The organism is Pedobacter sp. Leaf250, from assembly GCF_920984735.1.
GTDB lineage: Bacteria > Bacteroidota > Bacteroidia > Sphingobacteriales > Sphingobacteriaceae > Pedobacter.
Genome location: NZ_CAKLBU010000001.1, coordinates 166,214 through 183,791, shown reverse-complemented (window position 1 = coordinate 183,791; position 17,578 = coordinate 166,214). Strand labels below are relative to the sequence as shown.

The window sequence follows — 17,578 nt, the reverse complement described above, 5'->3', positions numbered from 1 at the left end:
CAATAATTTTTCCTAAATTTGCGCCTTTTACAAATAACAATATGATTAAGAGACAGCAAATTAAAGAATTATTAAAGTCGACAGCATTTGACACAGAAGTAACGGTTATGGGATGGGTTAGAACTTTCCGTAATAATCAGTTTATCGCATTGAATGACGGATCTTGCATGGGCAATATCCAGGTTGTAGTTGATTTTAATAATTTACCAGAGGAGCTGTTAAAAAGAATAACCACAGGTGCAGCGATTTCTGCTACTGGTAAATTGGTTGAATCTTTAGGAAAAGGACAAAATGTAGAAATTAAAGCAACAAGTGTAGAAATTTTAGGTGACAGCGATCCGGAAAAATTCCCGTTACAACCTAAAAAACACAGTTTAGAATTTTTGCGTGAAATTGCGCACTTGCGTTTCCGCACCAATACCTTCAATGCGGTTTTCAAAGTTCGCCATGCTTTGGCTTTTGCCATCCATCAGTTTTACAATGAACGTGGTTTTGTTTACATGCATACTCCGGTAATTACTGCGAGTGATGCTGAAGGTGCAGGCGAAATGTTTAAGGTTACCACTTTAGATTTTGATAATACCCCACGTACTGATGATGGAAAAGTAGATTTTTCTCAGGATTTCTTTGCCCGTGCTACAAACTTAACCGTTTCTGGTCAGCTGGAAGGTGAATTGGCAGCGATGGCTTTTGGACAAATTTATACTTTCGGACCAACTTTCAGGGCTGAAAACTCAAACACTACCCGTCACCTAGCCGAGTTCTGGATGATTGAGCCTGAAGTTGCTTTTGCTGATTTGGAAGATAACATGCAGCTTGCAGAAGACATGATGAAGTATGTAATTAAATATGCTTTGGATAACTGCAAAGAAGAACTTGAATTTTTAAATACACGTTTAGCTGAAGAAGACAAACAAAAACCTCAAAACGAACGCAGTGAATTTGGGTTGTTAGAGAAACTGGATTTCTGTTTGGCTAACGAGTTCGAACGCTTAACTTATACAGAAGCAATTAGAATTTTAAAATCATCTAAACCAAACCAAAAGAAACAATTTAAATATTTAATTAATGAGTGGGGAGCTGATTTACAAAGTGAGCACGAGAGATATTTGGTAGAGAAACATTTCAAAAAACCGGTGATCCTGACAGATTATCCTGCTGATATTAAATCTTTCTACATGCGCCAGAATGAACCTGATGCAGAAGGTAGACAAACTGTAGCCGCAATGGATATTTTATTTCCAGGCATTGGCGAAATGATTGGCGGTTCACAACGTGAAGAACGTTTAGACCGCTTGACTAAGCGCATGGAAGATATGAATATTCCACAAGATGAATTGTGGTGGTATTTGGATACTCGTCGTTTCGGTTCAGCACCACATGCTGGTTTTGGTTTAGGCTTCGAACGCTTAGTGCTTTTTGTTACCGGCATGACAAATATTCGTGACGTGATTGCATTTCCTCGTTTCCCTAAAAACGCTGAGTTTTAGTTTAGGGTTTAGGGTTTAGGGCAAACAACTTCCTAAATCAAAGGGGTCAAGTTTTAAAAACTTGACCCCTTTGATTTTATCTTACAGTTGGTGTAATCACCAACCGAAACAACATTGTTCAGTTAAAAAAAGAGGTCGAGTTTAAGAAACTCGACCTCTTTTAATTTATTTAAATAAGTACAACTTATATCCCTTCCTCACTCAATGTATCATTATAAGAATTTGCATGTGAATAATCAACCGCCGAAACTTTATAATCCGTAGGGGCAAAACTTTTTGATGTACTTAATGCCATTCCCAGCTCAAAACGGGTAGGATAAGGCGTTTGCAATAAACTTCCAGCCGGAATGTACGGAAAGGTTTCTAAATAAGATTGCATCACATTCTGACTCACTCTTCTATTAATATAAGCACGACTCAATTGCGACGGCTCTTTTAATCCGGCGGCTCCCAATAATTCTACCGCACTGGCTACTGTTAAATTATGAAAGTTTTTCACCCTTACCGTTTTATCCTCAACTACTAAACCTTTCATCAAACTTTGATCTTGAGTGGCTACACCAGTCGGACAAGTATTGCTATTACACTCCAACGCCTGAATGCAACCCAATGCAAACATCATTCCGCGGGCAGCATTACACATATCAGCACCTAGAGCAATGTTTTTCACTAAATCAAATCCAGAAGAAACCTTGCCTGAAGCTATAATTTTGATGTGTTTTTTCAGATCGAAACCATTTAAAACATCGTAAACAAAAGCCACACCTTCTCTCAATGGCATACCTACAGAGTTTGAAAACTCTTGTGGTGCAGCACCAGTTCCACCTTCACCCCCATCAACCGTAATAAAATCAGGATAAATTCCTGTTTCTACCATGGCTTTACAAATCGAATAAAATTCACTTTTTCGCCCTATACACAATTTAAAGCCCACAGGTTTTCCGCCAGAAAGATCTCGTAAACTTTTTACAAACTCCAACAAACCAATCGGGCTATTAAATGCAGAATGCGCTGGTGGCGACAAAATATCTTTTCCTTGCGGCACTAAACGAATACGGGCAACTTCTGGTGTAACCTTTTTTGCAGGCAACATACCACCGTGCCCTGGTTTTGCACCTTGAGACAATTTAATCTCAATCATCTTTACCTGATCGGTTACTGCCCTTTCGGCGTAAGCATCATAATTAAAGGTGCCATCCTCATTACGGCAACCAAAGTAACCAGTACCGATTTGCCAGATTAAATCGCCACCTGGCTGACGGTGATAATCGCTAATTCCACCTTCGCCGGTGTTATGAGCAAAATTGCCCATTTTAGCACCGCCATTTAAGGCTAAAATTGCATTCTGACTTAACGATCCGAAACTCATTGCCGAAATATTATAAATACTGGCAGAATAAGGTTTTTTACATTCAGGACCACCAACCAATACTCGTGGATCGGCATTTAACTCATGATGCGAAATCGCAGCAATACTATGGCTCAACCATTCGTAACCGTTATCATAAACATTTAATTGCGTACCGAATGGAATGGTATCATTATCCTTCTTTGCCCGCTGATAAATTAACGACCTGTTTAATCTATTATAAGGTGTTCCGTTGGTATCACTTTCTACAAAATATTGATAAACCTTTGGCCTTAACTCTTCCATAAAATACCGTAATCGACCAAAAACGGGATAATTTCTTACAATACTATGTTTAGGTTGATATAAATCATAAACCCCAAGAATGACAAATGGACCGGTAAAAAGGAATGTCCACCATAAAAAAGGATGATAAAGCCCTAACATAATGGTAAGGGCAATTAAAAATGCGGCAATTGCGACGAATGCTTTTCTCATAATAATAGATTAGCGTATATTTTGTTAATTACAAAGATTAGGAATATTAAACAACTGACAGCATTAAATTGTTATTTTTACGCTATGTTAATTAAGATTTATCCAGAAAACCCTAACGAAAAGGCTATTGAACAAGTGGTGGAAGTTCTAAAAAAAGGGGGCTTAATCATTTATCCAACAGATACCATTTATGGCTTGGGTTGCGACATCACCAATCCTAAAGCCATCGAAAAGATTGCCCGAATCCGCGGAATTAAACCAGAAAAAGCTAATTTTTCTTTTATTTGCCATGATCTTAAACATATATCCGATTACATTAAACCAATAGATAATACAACATTCAGGGTATTAAAAAAGGCGCTTCCTGGACCGTTTACTTTCATTTTTAATGCGAACAACAATGTACCCAGACTTTTAAGCTCAAATAAGAAAACAGTGGGTATTCGTGTACCTGATAATAATATTGCCAGATGTATTGTGAAAGAACTTGGAAATCCAATTCTATCTACATCTATAAAAGATGATGACGACGTGGTGGAATACTCAACCGACCCAGAATTGATTTACGAAAAATATGAGAATTTAGTCGACATCGTAATCGATGGTGGATTTGGTGATAATGAAGCTTCAACAGTAATCGACTGCACCAATGGTGAGTTTGAAGTAATCCGCGAAGGCAAAGGAAATATTGAAGATTTTTTTTAAAATTATCTACCAACGAAACAACCGCTTAAAAATTATACCACATTAGATCTATTTTTCCACAATCAACCGAATTAACATTAAATTAATCTCATCATAAGGCTTTTGCATATACATTTGTTGTAAACAAAACAAACTATATGAAAAGAGCTTTACTTCTCATTTTATTTTTCCTTTCTTCCATTTCACTTTTCGCTCAGGTAACACTTACAACTTCCCCATATTTGGAAAGTTTTAATGGAATTGGAACTGGATTACCTAATGGTTTTAGCATCAGATTGAGTGCTAATGCTACAAATTTAGGCACAGCTGCCACACTAACAACTGCTCCAACGGTTTGGAATAATGCTACAGGTGCATTTAAAAATTTCGCATCCGCAACGGGATTATCGGCTGCAAGCACAACTGCAGATCAAAATGCAGCAAGTAATCGCAGCTTGGGTGTGAGGCAAACTGGCGCCATAGGTGATCCAAGCGCAGCTTTCGTATTTCAAATTGCAAATACCACGGGAAAATCAGCACTAAAGTTGAATTTCGATCTACAATCATTAGATAATTCTTCACCACGAACAGCTACCTGGATTATCGACTATGGCTTTGGTGCAACACCAACTGCTTTTACACCTGCAACCGCTTCAGGAACTTTAACCACTGGAGGAAGTTCCTTTTCCAGCAATGCCATTTCGGTTGATTTCGGAGCCGCTCTAGATAATAATGCCGGTCCGATTTGGATCAGAATTATCACACTTTCGGCAACTTCAGGATCTGGTAACAGACCATCATCAGCGATTGACAATTTCAGTTTAAGCTTTACATCCGGTGCAGCGGTTGTTCCAACAATTGCTACAAATCCAACAAACTTAGTTTTTGGAAATCAAAATGTAGGTTCAAATTCAACCTCACAATCTTACACCCTAAGCGGTGCAAACTTAACTGGCCCTGTAAATGTAAGTGCTACAGCACCCTTTTCAATTTCGAAAGATAATACTACATTTTCTAATGCCTTAACTTTTACCACTTCCGAAGTTACTGCATCACCATTGGTGTACGCAAGATTCAGTCCTACCGCGGGTGGTAGTGCTTCAGGTAATGTCCTTAATACCAGTTCTGGAGCAACATCTGCTAGTGTTACGGTTTCTGGAACAGGATCGTCATCGATTTTAACAGTCGATAAAACTGCTTTGGATTTTGGTAATCAAAACACAGGAAGCAACGCTACACTACAAACTTTTACCTTAAGCGCAACTGGCTTAACCGACGTAGTTAACCTGACCTCAGTTGCCCCTTTCTTTCTATCGAAAGATAATGTAACTTACAGTACAACTTTAACTTACACTGTTGCAGAACTTTCTACAAGCAAAATAGTTTATGCCCGTTTTAGCCCAACTGCAGCTAGCGCAGCTAATGAAAACATTTCGATCTCCAGCACTGGGGCAGTAACACAAAATATAGCAGTTACCGGAACAGGCACAACACCTCCAGCCGCCCCGGTACATGTTGTTATTTCTGAAGTTTATGGCGGTGGTGGAAATGCCGGAGCAACATTTAAAAATGATTTTATTGAATTATATAATCCAGGCAATACCGCTGTTAATTTAACAGGATGGAGTGTTCAGTATGGTGCTGCAACGGGTACATCATGGCAGGTTACACCGCTAACAGGAAGTATTCCGGCGAAAGGATTTTTCTTGATTCAGCAAGCAGCTGGTGCCGGTGGAACAACAAATTTACCTACTCCGGATGTGGTTGGAACCATTAATATGGCGGGTGCTGCTTTCAAAGTAATATTAAGCAATTCAACTACGGCATTAACTGGTGCAAATCCATCAGGCGCAGCGGTAATCGATAAAATTGGCGTTGGCCCAACTGCAACTGGATTCGAATCTACACCTACAGCTGTTTTAACGAACACCACATCTGCCGAAAGAAAAGCAACCGCAACCTCTACCGCATCCACTTTAGCCATTGGTGGCCCGGAAGAATTTGAAGGAAACGGTTACGATTCTGATAACAATAGTGCTGATTTCGTAATTACAATTCCTAATCCTCAAAATACCAGTGTAAAAGAACCGGTTGGTGCCAACCACATTGTGATTTCTGAGGTATATGGCGGTGGCGGAAATTCTGGCGCTGTTTACAAGAACGATTTTATAGAACTTTATAATCCAACATTATCGGCAGTAAATGTAAATGGCTGGTCGGTACAATACGCAAGTGCTACCGGTACAAGTTGGCAAGTGACTACGCTTTCAGGCAGTATTGCTCCAAAAAGCTTTTACTTAATTCAGCAAGCCGCAGGCGCCGGTGGAACAACAAATTTGCCCACACCAGACCGAATAGGTACCATTAACATGTCTGGAGCAGCAGGTAAAGTATTATTGAGCAATGTAGCTACCGCACAAACGGGCGCTACACCAACAGGCACACAAATTGTTGATTTTGTTGGCTTTGGGACAGCTAATGGTTTTGAAGGTTCAGGGCCTTCCTCTGCCCCATCAAATTCTTTATCCATAGAACGCAAAGCAACTGCAACTTCAGATGCTACTACTTTAGGTATTGGTGGTACAGAAGAATTTGCTGGAAATGGATACGATAGCGATGATAATGTTTTTGATTTTGTCGCGAAGGCTGCAAATCCTCAAAATTCTTCAGTAACAGAACCAGCATCAACATCGGGTCCATATTTAATTGTTACACCTAAAACATTGGCGTTCAGCAACCAAGCCATTAATACATCATCGGCAGCAAGAAGTTATGTATTATCTGCAGGCAATTTAATGGGTACTACTACATTAACAACAACTGCACCGTATAGCATCTCCAAAAATAACACTGCCTTTTCAACTACCTTAACTTATACTGCTGCAGAATTAACTACCAATCAAACGGTGTATGTTAAGTTTAATCCAACAGTGGTGGGCAACTCCACTGGTGCCATTACACATGTAAGTGCTGGTGCAACTACGGTAACGCTAGCTTTATCAGGACCATCGATTGATCCTAACCAAACTGTTTTTAATTTTGAAAACTGTAGCACCGTTGGAAGTGCCGCATTATCTGACGGATTTTATCAATATAGCGTAACTGGTCCTCAAACCTGGGGATGCACCACTACTTTCGGCCATGATGCCGCAGATGCAACAGGAACGGCGAGTACTGGAAATGCACTTCAAATCAACGGATTTTCAAGCGGAAATATTTTAAATGAAGATTGGTTAATTTCTCCGGCACTCAATTTATCTGCGATGAATTATGCCGTTTTATCTTTCTGGACAAGATCTGCTTTCGCAGGAGATAAATTGCAGTTAAAGGTTTCTACAAACTACACAGGAAGCGGCGATCCGGCATTGGCCACCTGGATTAATTTGGATGGCAAATTCCCTGAACCAGGCTCAGATATCTGGACAAAATCTGGCAACATCGATTTATCGGCTTATAAAGTCAGCCCGGTTTATGTTGCTTTCATTTATAACTCCACCACTACATCGGCCAGCCGCTGGACAGTTGATGATTTTGCTGTGATCAATTCCAATACACCGCCGCCTGTTGATATCACTACATCAACATCAAGCGTAAATTTTGGTTTTCAGGCAGCTGGGACAACCTCAACAGAAAAATCATTCACTTTTTCTGCAGGAAATTTAACTGGTGATGTAACCGTTACCGCTCCGGCTAATTTCAGTATTTCGAACAGCAGCAACGGCACTTTCGGCAACACTTTAAACTATACGAAAGCAGCGATTAACAATACGTCGCCTACCATATATGCAAAATTTTCGCCTACTGCGGTTAACACTACCTATTCGGCCAATGTAAGCATTGCTACGGCAGGTTCAACCAATAAAAGCGTTACCCTTTCGGGAAATACTTTTGATGTGGCCAATACTTTGGAAGTTGTAAACTGGAACATCGAATGGTTTGGAAGTCCTGCTCAAGATCCATCAAATGATGTATTGCAGGCAGCCAATGTAAAAACCATTGTGAATAACATCAATGCTGATGTATATGGCTTTGCAGAAGTGGTAGATACAACCTTATTCAGAAATACAGTATTACCTGCAGGATATAATGTAATATTCAGTTCTTTCGGTTCGTATGCTGATAATAAACAGGATATTGACTATCCCTTAGCGCAGAAACTGGCTTTCATGTACCGCACAGACATGGTTAAACCAATCAGAACTTTTGGTGTTCTGGAAGATACCTACAATCCGGCAGTTCCTTCAACAAGTGTAGATGGAACGCCTTATAAAAACTGGTCATCGGGTCGTTTTCCATTCGCGATGGAAGCAGAAGTCACCATCAACGGTAAAAAAGAAACGATAACTTTTATAGAGATTCATGCGAAAGCAAATACAGGAACCACGGCCGACCAAATTGATTCTTATAACAGAAGAAAAGGCGGAAATCTACAACTTAAAACATGGATTGATGCCAATCTAGCAGGCAAAAAAGTGCTGATTCTGGGCGATTTCAATGATGTCTTAAATCCAGATAAAACCATTGCCCCTATGCCAGCCGGAACAGGAACATCCTACTCTGATTTTACTTTGGATGCGGCCAACTACTTTCCGATCACTCTCCCTTTAAGTTTAGCAGGCAAACAATCAACAGCGGGATTTAATACCGTGATCGATAATGTGATCATTACAAAAAGCTTAAATTCGAACTACATCCAAGGCACAGCAGAAGTTTTAGATGCGGTGAAAAATCTGGTTACAAATTACAGTTCCACAACTACAGATCACTACCCAATTAAAACAAGATATTTGTTTGGAAACGGTGCTCCAACTTTGGCAGCCGTTGCTGATCAATCGTCTTGCTTTACCACGACCAATAAAACCATTGCCTTAACTGGCATTTCCGCTGGTCCGGAAACCACGCAAACCACAACTTTAACCATCGCATCAGATAATGTAAATTTATTTGAGGTGCTAACAGTTGCCGCAAATGGAACAGATAAAGGAACCATTACTTATCGATTCAAAAATAACATAAGTGGATCTGCAAATGTTACCGTAACCGTTACCGATAATGGTGGAACTGATTTCGGTGGCGTAAACGTGGTAACCAAAACGTTTAAATTAACAGAACTTCCTGCAGCAACGGCGACAATATCAGGTACGACGGCGGTATGTTACAATGCATTATCGCCAACCATAACCTTTTCAGGCGCCAATGGAACTGCGCCTTACACTTTTACCTACAATGTAAATGGCGGATCAACAAGAACCATAAGTACCACAGGAGCAAACACTTCCGTTACTGTAAGTGCAGCAACAAATAATGCTGGAGCTTTTATTTACAACCTAGTGAGCGTAACTGATGTAAACTGTGGACAAACCCAAACCGGAACAGCTACGGTTACTGTTAATCCGTTGCCAATCGTTTCCATCACGGCAAATAAGGATTTAAGCATATCGAAGGGCGATGCATTAGTGTTAACCGCATCAGGTGGTAATCAATACAGCTGGACAGGCACTGATATCATCAGTGGGCAAACAACAGCGTCGGCTACAATAAGGCCACGGCAAACAGGAACTTACAAAGTAACTGTTACCAACGCAAGTGGTTGTGTGAGTGATCAAAGTATTTTAATAACGGTGGTTGAGGATTATAAATTGGAAGCCAGCACAGTGGTTACGCCAAATAATGATGGATACAACGATAAGTTTATCGTAAAAAACATCGACTATTATCCAAACAACACCATCAAAATTTTTGATAAGGCAGGTCGTATTTTATACACCAAACAAGCTTATGCCAATGATTGGGACGGTACGGTAAACGGTTCGCCGCTTGAAGAAGGAACTTACTACTACATTATTGATTTGGGTAGTGGTGTAGGAACTTTTAAAGGTTACATTAATATCATTAGAGACTAATTACAGACATGAAAGCAATTACAAAAAACATAAAGCAAATGCGTCTAGTAACGTTTCTATTTGCAGCAAGCCTATTTATTTTCAATTCAGTAGAAGCACAAATATTGCCTTTAAATGCACAATATTTCCAAAACCGATACCTGGTAAATCCATCAATGGCTGGTATAAATGAGGGTTTTAATATCAATGGGAGTTTCCGTAAGCAATGGTCGAACATTCCCGGCGCACCAATTACCCAAAGTGTTACCTTAGATCAGCAATTGAATAAAGTGGGTTGGGGCGTGAATGTGTACAATGAAAAATCTGGTGGTTTACAACGCACTAAAGCAGTGGGAACTTTTGCCTATCATTTACCCTTGAGCGATAATGAGCAGCAGTTAAATTTTGGTGTTTCCTTTGGTGTAAGCAGAGATCGCTTGGATTTGAGCAGTATTAGGAATAGCGATCTTAATGATCCATCTATCGCCCGTTTTAACGATAGAGGTTCTTACTTAGATGGCGACTTCGGCGTTTCTTATACTTCAAAAGGTTTAAGTATAGAGGGCGCAATTCCAAATATGCGTTCCGTGTTTAGAAATGATGATTTAAACTATGCCAACAAACCCACTTTTTACTCTGCACTAGGTTATAAATTTAATCTTGGCGAAGGAATTAATGGTGTAAGCTTGGAACCAAAAGGGGTTTTTAGAGGGATTAAAAATTATAAAAACCTATGGGATGCCGGTGTAAACGCCAATTTTGCCAATGATAGACTATATGTTATGGCAATGTACCACAATACTGAAAATGCAACATTTGGTTTCGGCATGAATTATAAATCTACTTTTTATTTTATGGCCTATTATAACACGGCAACATCTGCCATCAGCGGATATACCGATGGCGATTTTGAAGTAAACATTCGGGTAAATATTGGAAAGAAACCCTAAAATGCTATAATTCTGAACTTGTTTCAGAATCTAAAATATAAGAGTTTAGCCACAGATTCGCGGATTTTATATCTATGAATTTGTGGCTTTTTTGATTAAGAACCTCACCCCACCCTCTCCTGAAAGAGAAGGAGCTTAGCATACACAAAAAGTAACATTTAGCTATAGCATTAAGCCTCTATCCGCCTATCGGCACCTTTCTCCTTTAAGAGAAAGGGCTTGTAACAAACATTTAATACCCTCGCAAAAAGTAGTAAAAAACCATGGCATTAAGATTCCCGCATATGCGAGAATGACGATTGCCTTATTATTTTGCTATGCCACAATGCTCTCCGGCCTAGGAGATGATGGAAGGAGAAGCAGTTGAAACTTCTGTAGATTCTTTCATGATCCGAATAGCCAAAACAGCGGCAAGTTCGATTCTTCATCGGACCTAGACCGCTGTTGCAAATAAAGTTTCGAATAGCTTATCCGACATCAGGTCCAAGCCTTGATCTTTTGTTTCTTTTCTACCAAGAGAAAAGAAAAAGCCATTCGGCGGCCAGCCGAGGCAAGGAAAAGCATAGGAGCAAATCATACCTTGAAATACAGGCATCTTCATACCTAAAAAATAATCCATGAATCTTCAACCCCACCACCCTTTTTCCTTATTTTTACCCCATGCCAAAACTCATCAACCTCACAATCTTTAAACAATTTTTTAAATCGGGTCAGATTGGCGGTTTCCTTCTTTTGATTTGCGTTGGCCTTTCCCTAATCATCGCCAATACTTCAGCGAAAGAAGGTTTTGAAGTATTTTTAGAAACCAGATTGGGTTTTAGTCCTATCAACTATAGCATTTTAGAATGGATAAATGATGCCCTAATGGCCATATTCTTTTTATTGGTTGGATTAGAAATAAAACGCGAATTGGTAGAAGGTGAATTATCTTCGATTAAAAGTGCATCCTTACCTGTAATCGCTGCTTTGGGCGGAATGTTGGTTCCAGCATTAATTTATACAATTTTTAACAAAGGCACTGAAACTGCTGGCGGTTGGGGCATCCCAATGGCTACAGATATTGCTTTTGCGTTAGCCATTATTGCGATGCTCGGTAAAAGCGTTCCTACCAGCTTAAAGATTTTTTTAGCGGCTTTAGCAATTGTTGATGATTTAGGCGCTATTCTGGTTATCGCTATATTCTACACCAATAAAATCCATTTTGAATACTTGGCCATGGCTGGCGGGGTCTTGGTTTTATTAAGCTTGATGAATTATTTTGGTATGAAAAACCTGATTTTCTATCTTATTCCCGGCATCTTCCTTTGGTATTTCATTCATCATTCAGGCATTCACGCTACTATTGCTGGTGTACTCCTGGCATTCACTATCCCTACAAACGAAACTGATATTTTATCTCCCTTAGAGAAACTCGAACACGCTTTAACCGTTCCAGTAAATTACCTCATTATGCCAATTTTCGCATTGGCAAACACAAACATCACCTTCCAAAAAGAAATGATTTCAGGTCTGGTTTCTCCTTTAGGTTTAGGAATTATTGTGGGTTTATTTGCTGGCAAAACAATCGGCGTAACATTTTTTAGTTGGTTAGCCGTGAAACTTAAATGGGCCGATTTACCAACAGGAGCTGGCTGGAAACATGTTTTAGGTTTAGGTATGTTGGCGGGCATCGGCTTTACGATGTCGATATTTATTGCCTTGCTATCTTTTAGCGATGTATTACATGTTTCTGAAGCGAAGTTCGCAATATTAACCGCATCAGTTTTATCGGGTGCTTTTGGTTTTGTATTTCTGAAATCGGTGAAGAAAGTTTAAGTTAGTCAGCTCTCTAAATTATCCCAGAAGAAGCCTTTAATAAAGAATGTATCCTGTAACGTCTCAGGATATTTACTTCAAATTCAATTTTACATTTGAAATATCATCAATTCATCAAGATCATTTATTTATTGGTAGCCTATCCCAGTTCCATTGCATACCTAAGGCATAATGATTGCATTTTAAGGCATGATTTAAATTATGATGTTGCCGCCGACGTTAAATATTGCTGTCGGCAACCTGCACAACACTCACCATGTTGGAGAAAGGTGCCCAACGGGCGGATGGGGTCTTAATTCCAGCCCCCACCCAATGCATGATAAATATTAACCACTGCATTTAGTTGTTGTTTTTTAGTATCAATAAGCTCCAGTTTGGATTGCAAAGCATCACGCTGTGTCATTAATACTTCAAAATAATCTGCTCTTGCTGCCTTAAATAAATCATTAGAGATATCGATAGATTGGGTAAGTGCTGCAACTTGTTTTGATTTCAGATCGTAGCTTTTTTGCAGGTTATTGATATTTGATAACTGATTCGCCACATCGATGTAACCATTTAAAATGCTGCGTTCATAATTATAAACGGCTTGTAATTGTTTGGCATTAGCGGCTGCATATTCTGCTTTTATGGCATTCCGGTTAATCAGCGGACCAGCTAAATCTGCAGCTAAAGAATAAACCAAAGATTCTGGTGTCCTTAATAAATAGGAAGGATTAAATGCCTGATAACCTATGTTAGCAGAAATTCCTAAAGATGGATAGAATTGAGCTTTCGCCACTTTAACATCCAGTTTGGAAGCCGCCAAATCTAACTCAGCCTGCTTAATATCCGGACGATTGGCCAGCAACTGTGATGGAAGACCGGCTTGGACCGTAGGTGGAACCAGATTGGTAAAAGCATTGCGATCTCTTACTATTGGTTGAGGAAAACGACCCAATAAAAAATTGATTTTGTTTTCGCTTTCCGTAATGTTTTGCTGAATATCAAACTCCAAACTTTTAGAGCTCAAAACCTCCGCTTCAAATTTACGAACTGCCAATTCCGTAACTCTGGTAGCCTGTTTTTGAATCTTCATCAGTTCCAGTGCATTGCTTTGAAGCGCAATATTCTGTTTCACAATCTCCAATTGATTATCCTGCGCCAGCAGCTCGTAATAAGTATTGGCAACTTCGGCGATGAGGTTTGTAACTAGGAAATTTTTACCTTCAACCGTCGACAAATAACGGGTTACAGCCGCTTGTTTGGAATTGCGAAGTTTGTGCCAGATATCAGCCTCCCAATTGGCCTGTAAGCCAAAAGCATAATCAGGCAACACTTCAGGCACACCTTTTCCAGGCGTTATTTCGGTAGATGCATCGCCGGCACCTGAGCTGGTATATCTGCCAACTTTATCTAAACCTGCTCCAATCCGGTAACCTACTGTTGGTAAAAGTTCTCCCTTTTTGGCCTTAATTTCATTTTTAGCCAATTCAATTTCCTGTAAGGTAATATTCAACTCCTGATTATTTTTCAAGGCAGTATCAATCAGGCTAATCAAATTCGGATCAGTAAAAAAATTACGCCACTGTATGGCACCAGTACTCGTTGTGTCCACTGCGTTATTAAAACGTGATGGAACATTTTTATTTTCATTTCGTTGAGCAAATTCTGGCACTTTACAGGCACTATATAAAGCGCACAGAATAGCTAAACCAACAATTTTATAATGATGATGCTTAAACATTGTCTTCTACTTCTTCAGTTAATGGATGTTCTTCTTCTATTTTGATTAGTTTGTGCTTAGCAGCGATAGTTCCAAAAATGAAATACAATCCTGGAATAATGATTACGCCGAATATGGTTCCAAAAAGCATACCGCCCGCTGCCGCCGAACCAATGGTCCGGTTTCCGATTTTACCAGGGCCTGAAGCAATCATTAAAGGAATTAATCCGGCAATGAATGCAAACGAGGTCATTAGGATTGGACGGAAGCGCACCATGGCGCCTTCCATTGCCGCTTTAAATATGGTTAAGCCTTGACTATGGCGTTGCGCTGCAAATTCTACAATCAACACGGCGTTTTTACCCAGCAAACCAATTAGCATTACCATGGCTACTTGTGCATAAATATTGTTTTCTAAACCTAAAATTTTTAAGAAAAGAAATGCACCAAAAATACCAGCAGGCAATGAAAGGATTACCGAAAGTGGTAAAATGAAACTCTCATATTGTGCCGCCAATACCAGATAAACGAAACCCAAACAGATTAAAAAGATGTAAATGGCACCATTTCCTCTCGAAACCTGATCTTTGGAAATACCTGCCCAATCTATTCCGAAACCTCTCGGCAAAGTTTTGGCTGCAACTTCGGTAATGGCATTTATGGCTTCGCCAGAACTGTAACCTGGCGCACTTTGTCCGCTGATTTCAGAAGCATTATACATATTATGACGGGTAATTTCTGATAGCCCATAAACCCTTTGCATTTTTATAAAGGCCGAAAAAGGCACCATTTCATCACGATCATTTTTAACAGAAAGCTTTAAAATATCTTCTGGCAATGCCCTGTATTGCGGCAATGCCTGAACAATAACCTTGTACTGTCGATCATATTTGATAAAACTGGTTTCGTAATTACTTCCCACAAAGGTGGATAAAGTATTCATTGCATTATCAATGCTCACGCCTTTTTGCTGGGCAATATCATTATCCACATTAAGCATGTATTGCGGAAAACTCGCGCTGTAAAAGGTAAAAACTGATGATAACTCTTTACGTTTATTAAGCTCTTTTACAAAATCGTTACCAACGGTTTCCATTTTCTTGTAATCGCCACTCCCCGCTTTATCCAACAAGCGCAATTCAAATCCACCTGCTGCACCGTAGCCAGGAACTGCCGGTGGTTGAAAAAATTCGATGGTTGCACCAGGAATATTCTTCGATTTTTGTTCAAGTTCTTCAATTATCTCGGCAGCAGAGTGTTTACGCTCGCTCCAGTCTTTCAAATTAATTAAACAGGTACCTGAGTTTGAACCCGTACCTTCAGTTAAAATCTCATAACCTGCCAGTGAGGAAACTGATTTTACGCCATCAATATCTTCACACATTTTTTGCAGTTTCTCTGCAATTTGATCGGTACGCTCTAAAGTTGATCCTGGCGGAGTTTGAATAATGGCATACACCATTCCTTGATCTTCGTTAGGAATAAAACCCGACGGAACAACACTGCTTAACCCCCAAATACCTAAACAGAACGCAATTAGAACACCGAATGTTAACAGTCTTCTGGTAACCACACGAGTTAGAACCCACTCATACTTTCCAGAAAGCTTCGCAAAACCATTATTAAAGCTATCCAGAAATTTATCAACAAAAGATTTCTTTTTGGTTGATCCATGATGATTTTTAAGCATGATGGCACACAAGGCAGGCGTTAGTGTTAAAGCTACAATACCCGAAAGTATAATTGCCGTGGCCATGGTGATGGAAAACTGTCTGTAAAAAATCCCTACCGGACCAGACATAAAAGCCACCGGAATAAATACCGAAGCCATTAAAAAAGTTATGGCAATGATGGCTCCGCCAATTTCTTTCATGGCCTGTTGTGTTGCCTTCAATACCGATAAATGCCTGTCGAGTTCCATCTTTGCATGCACGGCTTCAATTACTACGATCGCATCATCCACCACTACACCAATAGCCAATACGAGTGCAAATAGTGTGATTAGGTTGAGCGTGATCCCAAAGAATTGCATAAAAACGAATGTACCAATCAGCGAAACCGGAACCGCAATGGCCGGAATAAGCGTCGAACGCCAGTCGCCCAGAAATAGGAACACCACTAATCCCACTAATATAAAAGCTTCAACCAGCGTATGAATTACTTTTTCAATGGATGCATCTAAAAATTTAGAAACGTCGTAACTGATTTCATAATCCAATCCTTTAGGGAAAGAAGTAGATTTGATTTCAGCCATTTTAGCTTTTACATCTTTAATTACCTGACTGGCATTACTTCCGTAAGATTGCTTCAATACTATCGCTGCCGAAGCTTTTCCGTTTAAGGTAGAATATAAATTATAAGCTGCCGCACTAAAATCTACATCGGCCACATCTTTTAAGCGAAGTAACTCGCCCGCAGAATTCGCACGAAGCACGATATTGCCATACTGCTCCTTTGTATTGTAGCGGCCAGAATATTTCAATATATATTCAAAAGCTTGCGATCTTTGTCCCGAACTCTCACCTGTTTTACCAGGAGAGGCTTCCAAACTTTGCTCATCCAATGCTTTCATTACCTCATCAACCGAAATTTTATAAGCCTGCATACGATCGGGTTTTAGCCAAATACGCATTGCATAATCCCGATCGCCTAAAATATCGGCAAAACCAACTCCATCTACCCTTTTCAATTCCGATAGCAAATTGATATCGGCATAATTGTAAAGGAAGTTTTGGTTCATTTTTGGATCTTTACTATATAAGTTGATATACATCAACATGCTCGATTCTTCACGGGTAATTTTAACACCCTCCCGAACCACAAGTGGCGGAAGTTTATTGGTGACAGCCGCCACACGGTTTTGAACATTTAAAGAAGCCTGATTGGGATCGGTACCCAAATTAAATACCACCTGAATGGAAGCTTCACCATCATTACCGGCATCAGAAGCAATGTATTTCATCCCGGGCACACCATTTAAGGCTCGCTCCAAAGGAATAACGACCGATTTAATTAATAATTCATTATTTGCACCCGGATATTCTGCTGTAATATTAACCTTTGGTGGCGAAATGGATGGGAATTGTGTTACAGGAAGGAAGTTGATTGCCAACACCCCAAGAAACACAATAATAAGCGATATCACTATAGAAAGGACCGGCCTTTGTATAAACTTGCTAAACATAATATAAATATGAAGGTGCTGG

At 39.7% G+C, this 17,578-nt stretch carries 8 protein-coding genes; 5 read left to right on the top strand and 3 right to left on the bottom strand.

Annotated elements, in window-relative coordinates; genetic code table 11:
• Positions 1 to 41: 41 nt before the first annotated feature.
• Positions 42 to 1,490, top strand: a complete 1,449-nt coding sequence (gene asnS, locus LUA91_RS00900) for an asparagine--tRNA ligase (RefSeq protein WP_231424069.1) — start codon at positions 42 to 44, stop codon at positions 1,488 to 1,490.
• Positions 1,491 to 1,674: 184 nt separating this feature from the next.
• Here the strand turns inward: asnS and LUA91_RS00895 are convergent, their stop codons facing one another.
• Positions 1,675 to 3,336 carry an FMN-binding glutamate synthase family protein gene (locus tag LUA91_RS00895; RefSeq protein WP_231424068.1) on the bottom strand — a complete coding sequence of 554 codons (1,662 nt, stop codon included), beginning with the start codon at positions 3,334 to 3,336 and terminating at the stop codon, positions 1,675 to 1,677.
• Positions 3,337 to 3,420: 84 nt separating this feature from the next.
• Between LUA91_RS00895 and LUA91_RS00890 the strand changes: the two genes are divergently transcribed.
• The 4 genes from LUA91_RS00890 to nhaA all read left to right on the top strand — a co-directional run bounded on the left by LUA91_RS00890 (position 3,421) and on the right by nhaA (position 12,667).
• Positions 3,421 to 4,041 carry an L-threonylcarbamoyladenylate synthase gene (locus tag LUA91_RS00890; protein ID WP_231424067.1) on the top strand — a complete coding sequence of 207 codons (621 nt, stop codon included), beginning with the start codon at positions 3,421 to 3,423 and terminating at the stop codon, positions 4,039 to 4,041.
• Between the two features lie 137 nt (positions 4,042 to 4,178).
• Positions 4,179 to 9,923, top strand: coding sequence for a lamin tail domain-containing protein (locus LUA91_RS00885; RefSeq protein ID WP_231424066.1), 5,745 nt, complete (start codon positions 4,179 to 4,181; stop codon positions 9,921 to 9,923).
• A gap of 38 nt (positions 9,924 to 9,961) precedes the next feature.
• Positions 9,962 to 10,852, top strand: a complete 891-nt coding sequence (locus LUA91_RS00880) for a PorP/SprF family type IX secretion system membrane protein (protein ID WP_231424065.1) — start codon at positions 9,962 to 9,964, stop codon at positions 10,850 to 10,852.
• Positions 10,853 to 11,512: 660 nt separating this feature from the next.
• Positions 11,513 to 12,667 carry a Na+/H+ antiporter NhaA gene (gene nhaA / locus LUA91_RS00875; protein ID WP_231424064.1) on the top strand — a complete coding sequence of 385 codons (1,155 nt, stop codon included), beginning with the start codon at positions 11,513 to 11,515 and terminating at the stop codon, positions 12,665 to 12,667.
• 292 nt (positions 12,668 to 12,959) lie between these two features.
• Here nhaA and LUA91_RS00870 read toward each other — a convergent pair whose 3' ends face one another.
• Together LUA91_RS00870 and LUA91_RS00865 are read right to left on the bottom strand one after the other, a co-directional pair.
• The gene (locus LUA91_RS00870) at positions 12,960 to 14,393 is read right to left on the bottom strand and encodes a TolC family protein (RefSeq protein ID WP_231424063.1); all 1,434 of its coding nucleotides are present in this window, start codon (positions 14,391 to 14,393) and stop codon (positions 12,960 to 12,962) included.
• Positions 14,386 to 17,556, bottom strand: coding sequence for an efflux RND transporter permease subunit (locus tag LUA91_RS00865; protein WP_231424062.1), 3,171 nt, complete (start codon positions 17,554 to 17,556; stop codon positions 14,386 to 14,388). Before LUA91_RS00865 ends, LUA91_RS00870 begins: the two co-directional genes overlap by 8 nt.
• Positions 17,557 to 17,578 lie beyond the last annotated feature (22 nt).

Excerpts from the sequence above, each read along its gene's own strand:
- asnS (WP_231424069.1), top strand. The coding sequence starts at position 42 with ATGATTAAGAGACAGCAAATTAAAGAATTATTAAAGTCGACAGCATTT.
- LUA91_RS00895 (WP_231424068.1), bottom strand. The coding sequence starts at position 3,336 with ATGAGAAAAGCATTCGTCGCAATTGCCGCATTTTTAATTGCCCTTACC.
- LUA91_RS00890 (WP_231424067.1), top strand. The coding sequence starts at position 3,421 with ATGTTAATTAAGATTTATCCAGAAAACCCTAACGAAAAGGCTATTGAA.
- LUA91_RS00885 (WP_231424066.1), top strand. The coding sequence starts at position 4,179 with ATGAAAAGAGCTTTACTTCTCATTTTATTTTTCCTTTCTTCCATTTCA.
- LUA91_RS00880 (WP_231424065.1), top strand. The coding sequence starts at position 9,962 with ATGCGTCTAGTAACGTTTCTATTTGCAGCAAGCCTATTTATTTTCAAT.
- nhaA (WP_231424064.1), top strand. The coding sequence starts at position 11,513 with ATGCCAAAACTCATCAACCTCACAATCTTTAAACAATTTTTTAAATCG.
- LUA91_RS00870 (WP_231424063.1), bottom strand. The coding sequence starts at position 14,393 with ATGTTTAAGCATCATCATTATAAAATTGTTGGTTTAGCTATTCTGTGC.
- LUA91_RS00865 (WP_231424062.1), bottom strand. The coding sequence starts at position 17,556 with ATGTTTAGCAAGTTTATACAAAGGCCGGTCCTTTCTATAGTGATATCG.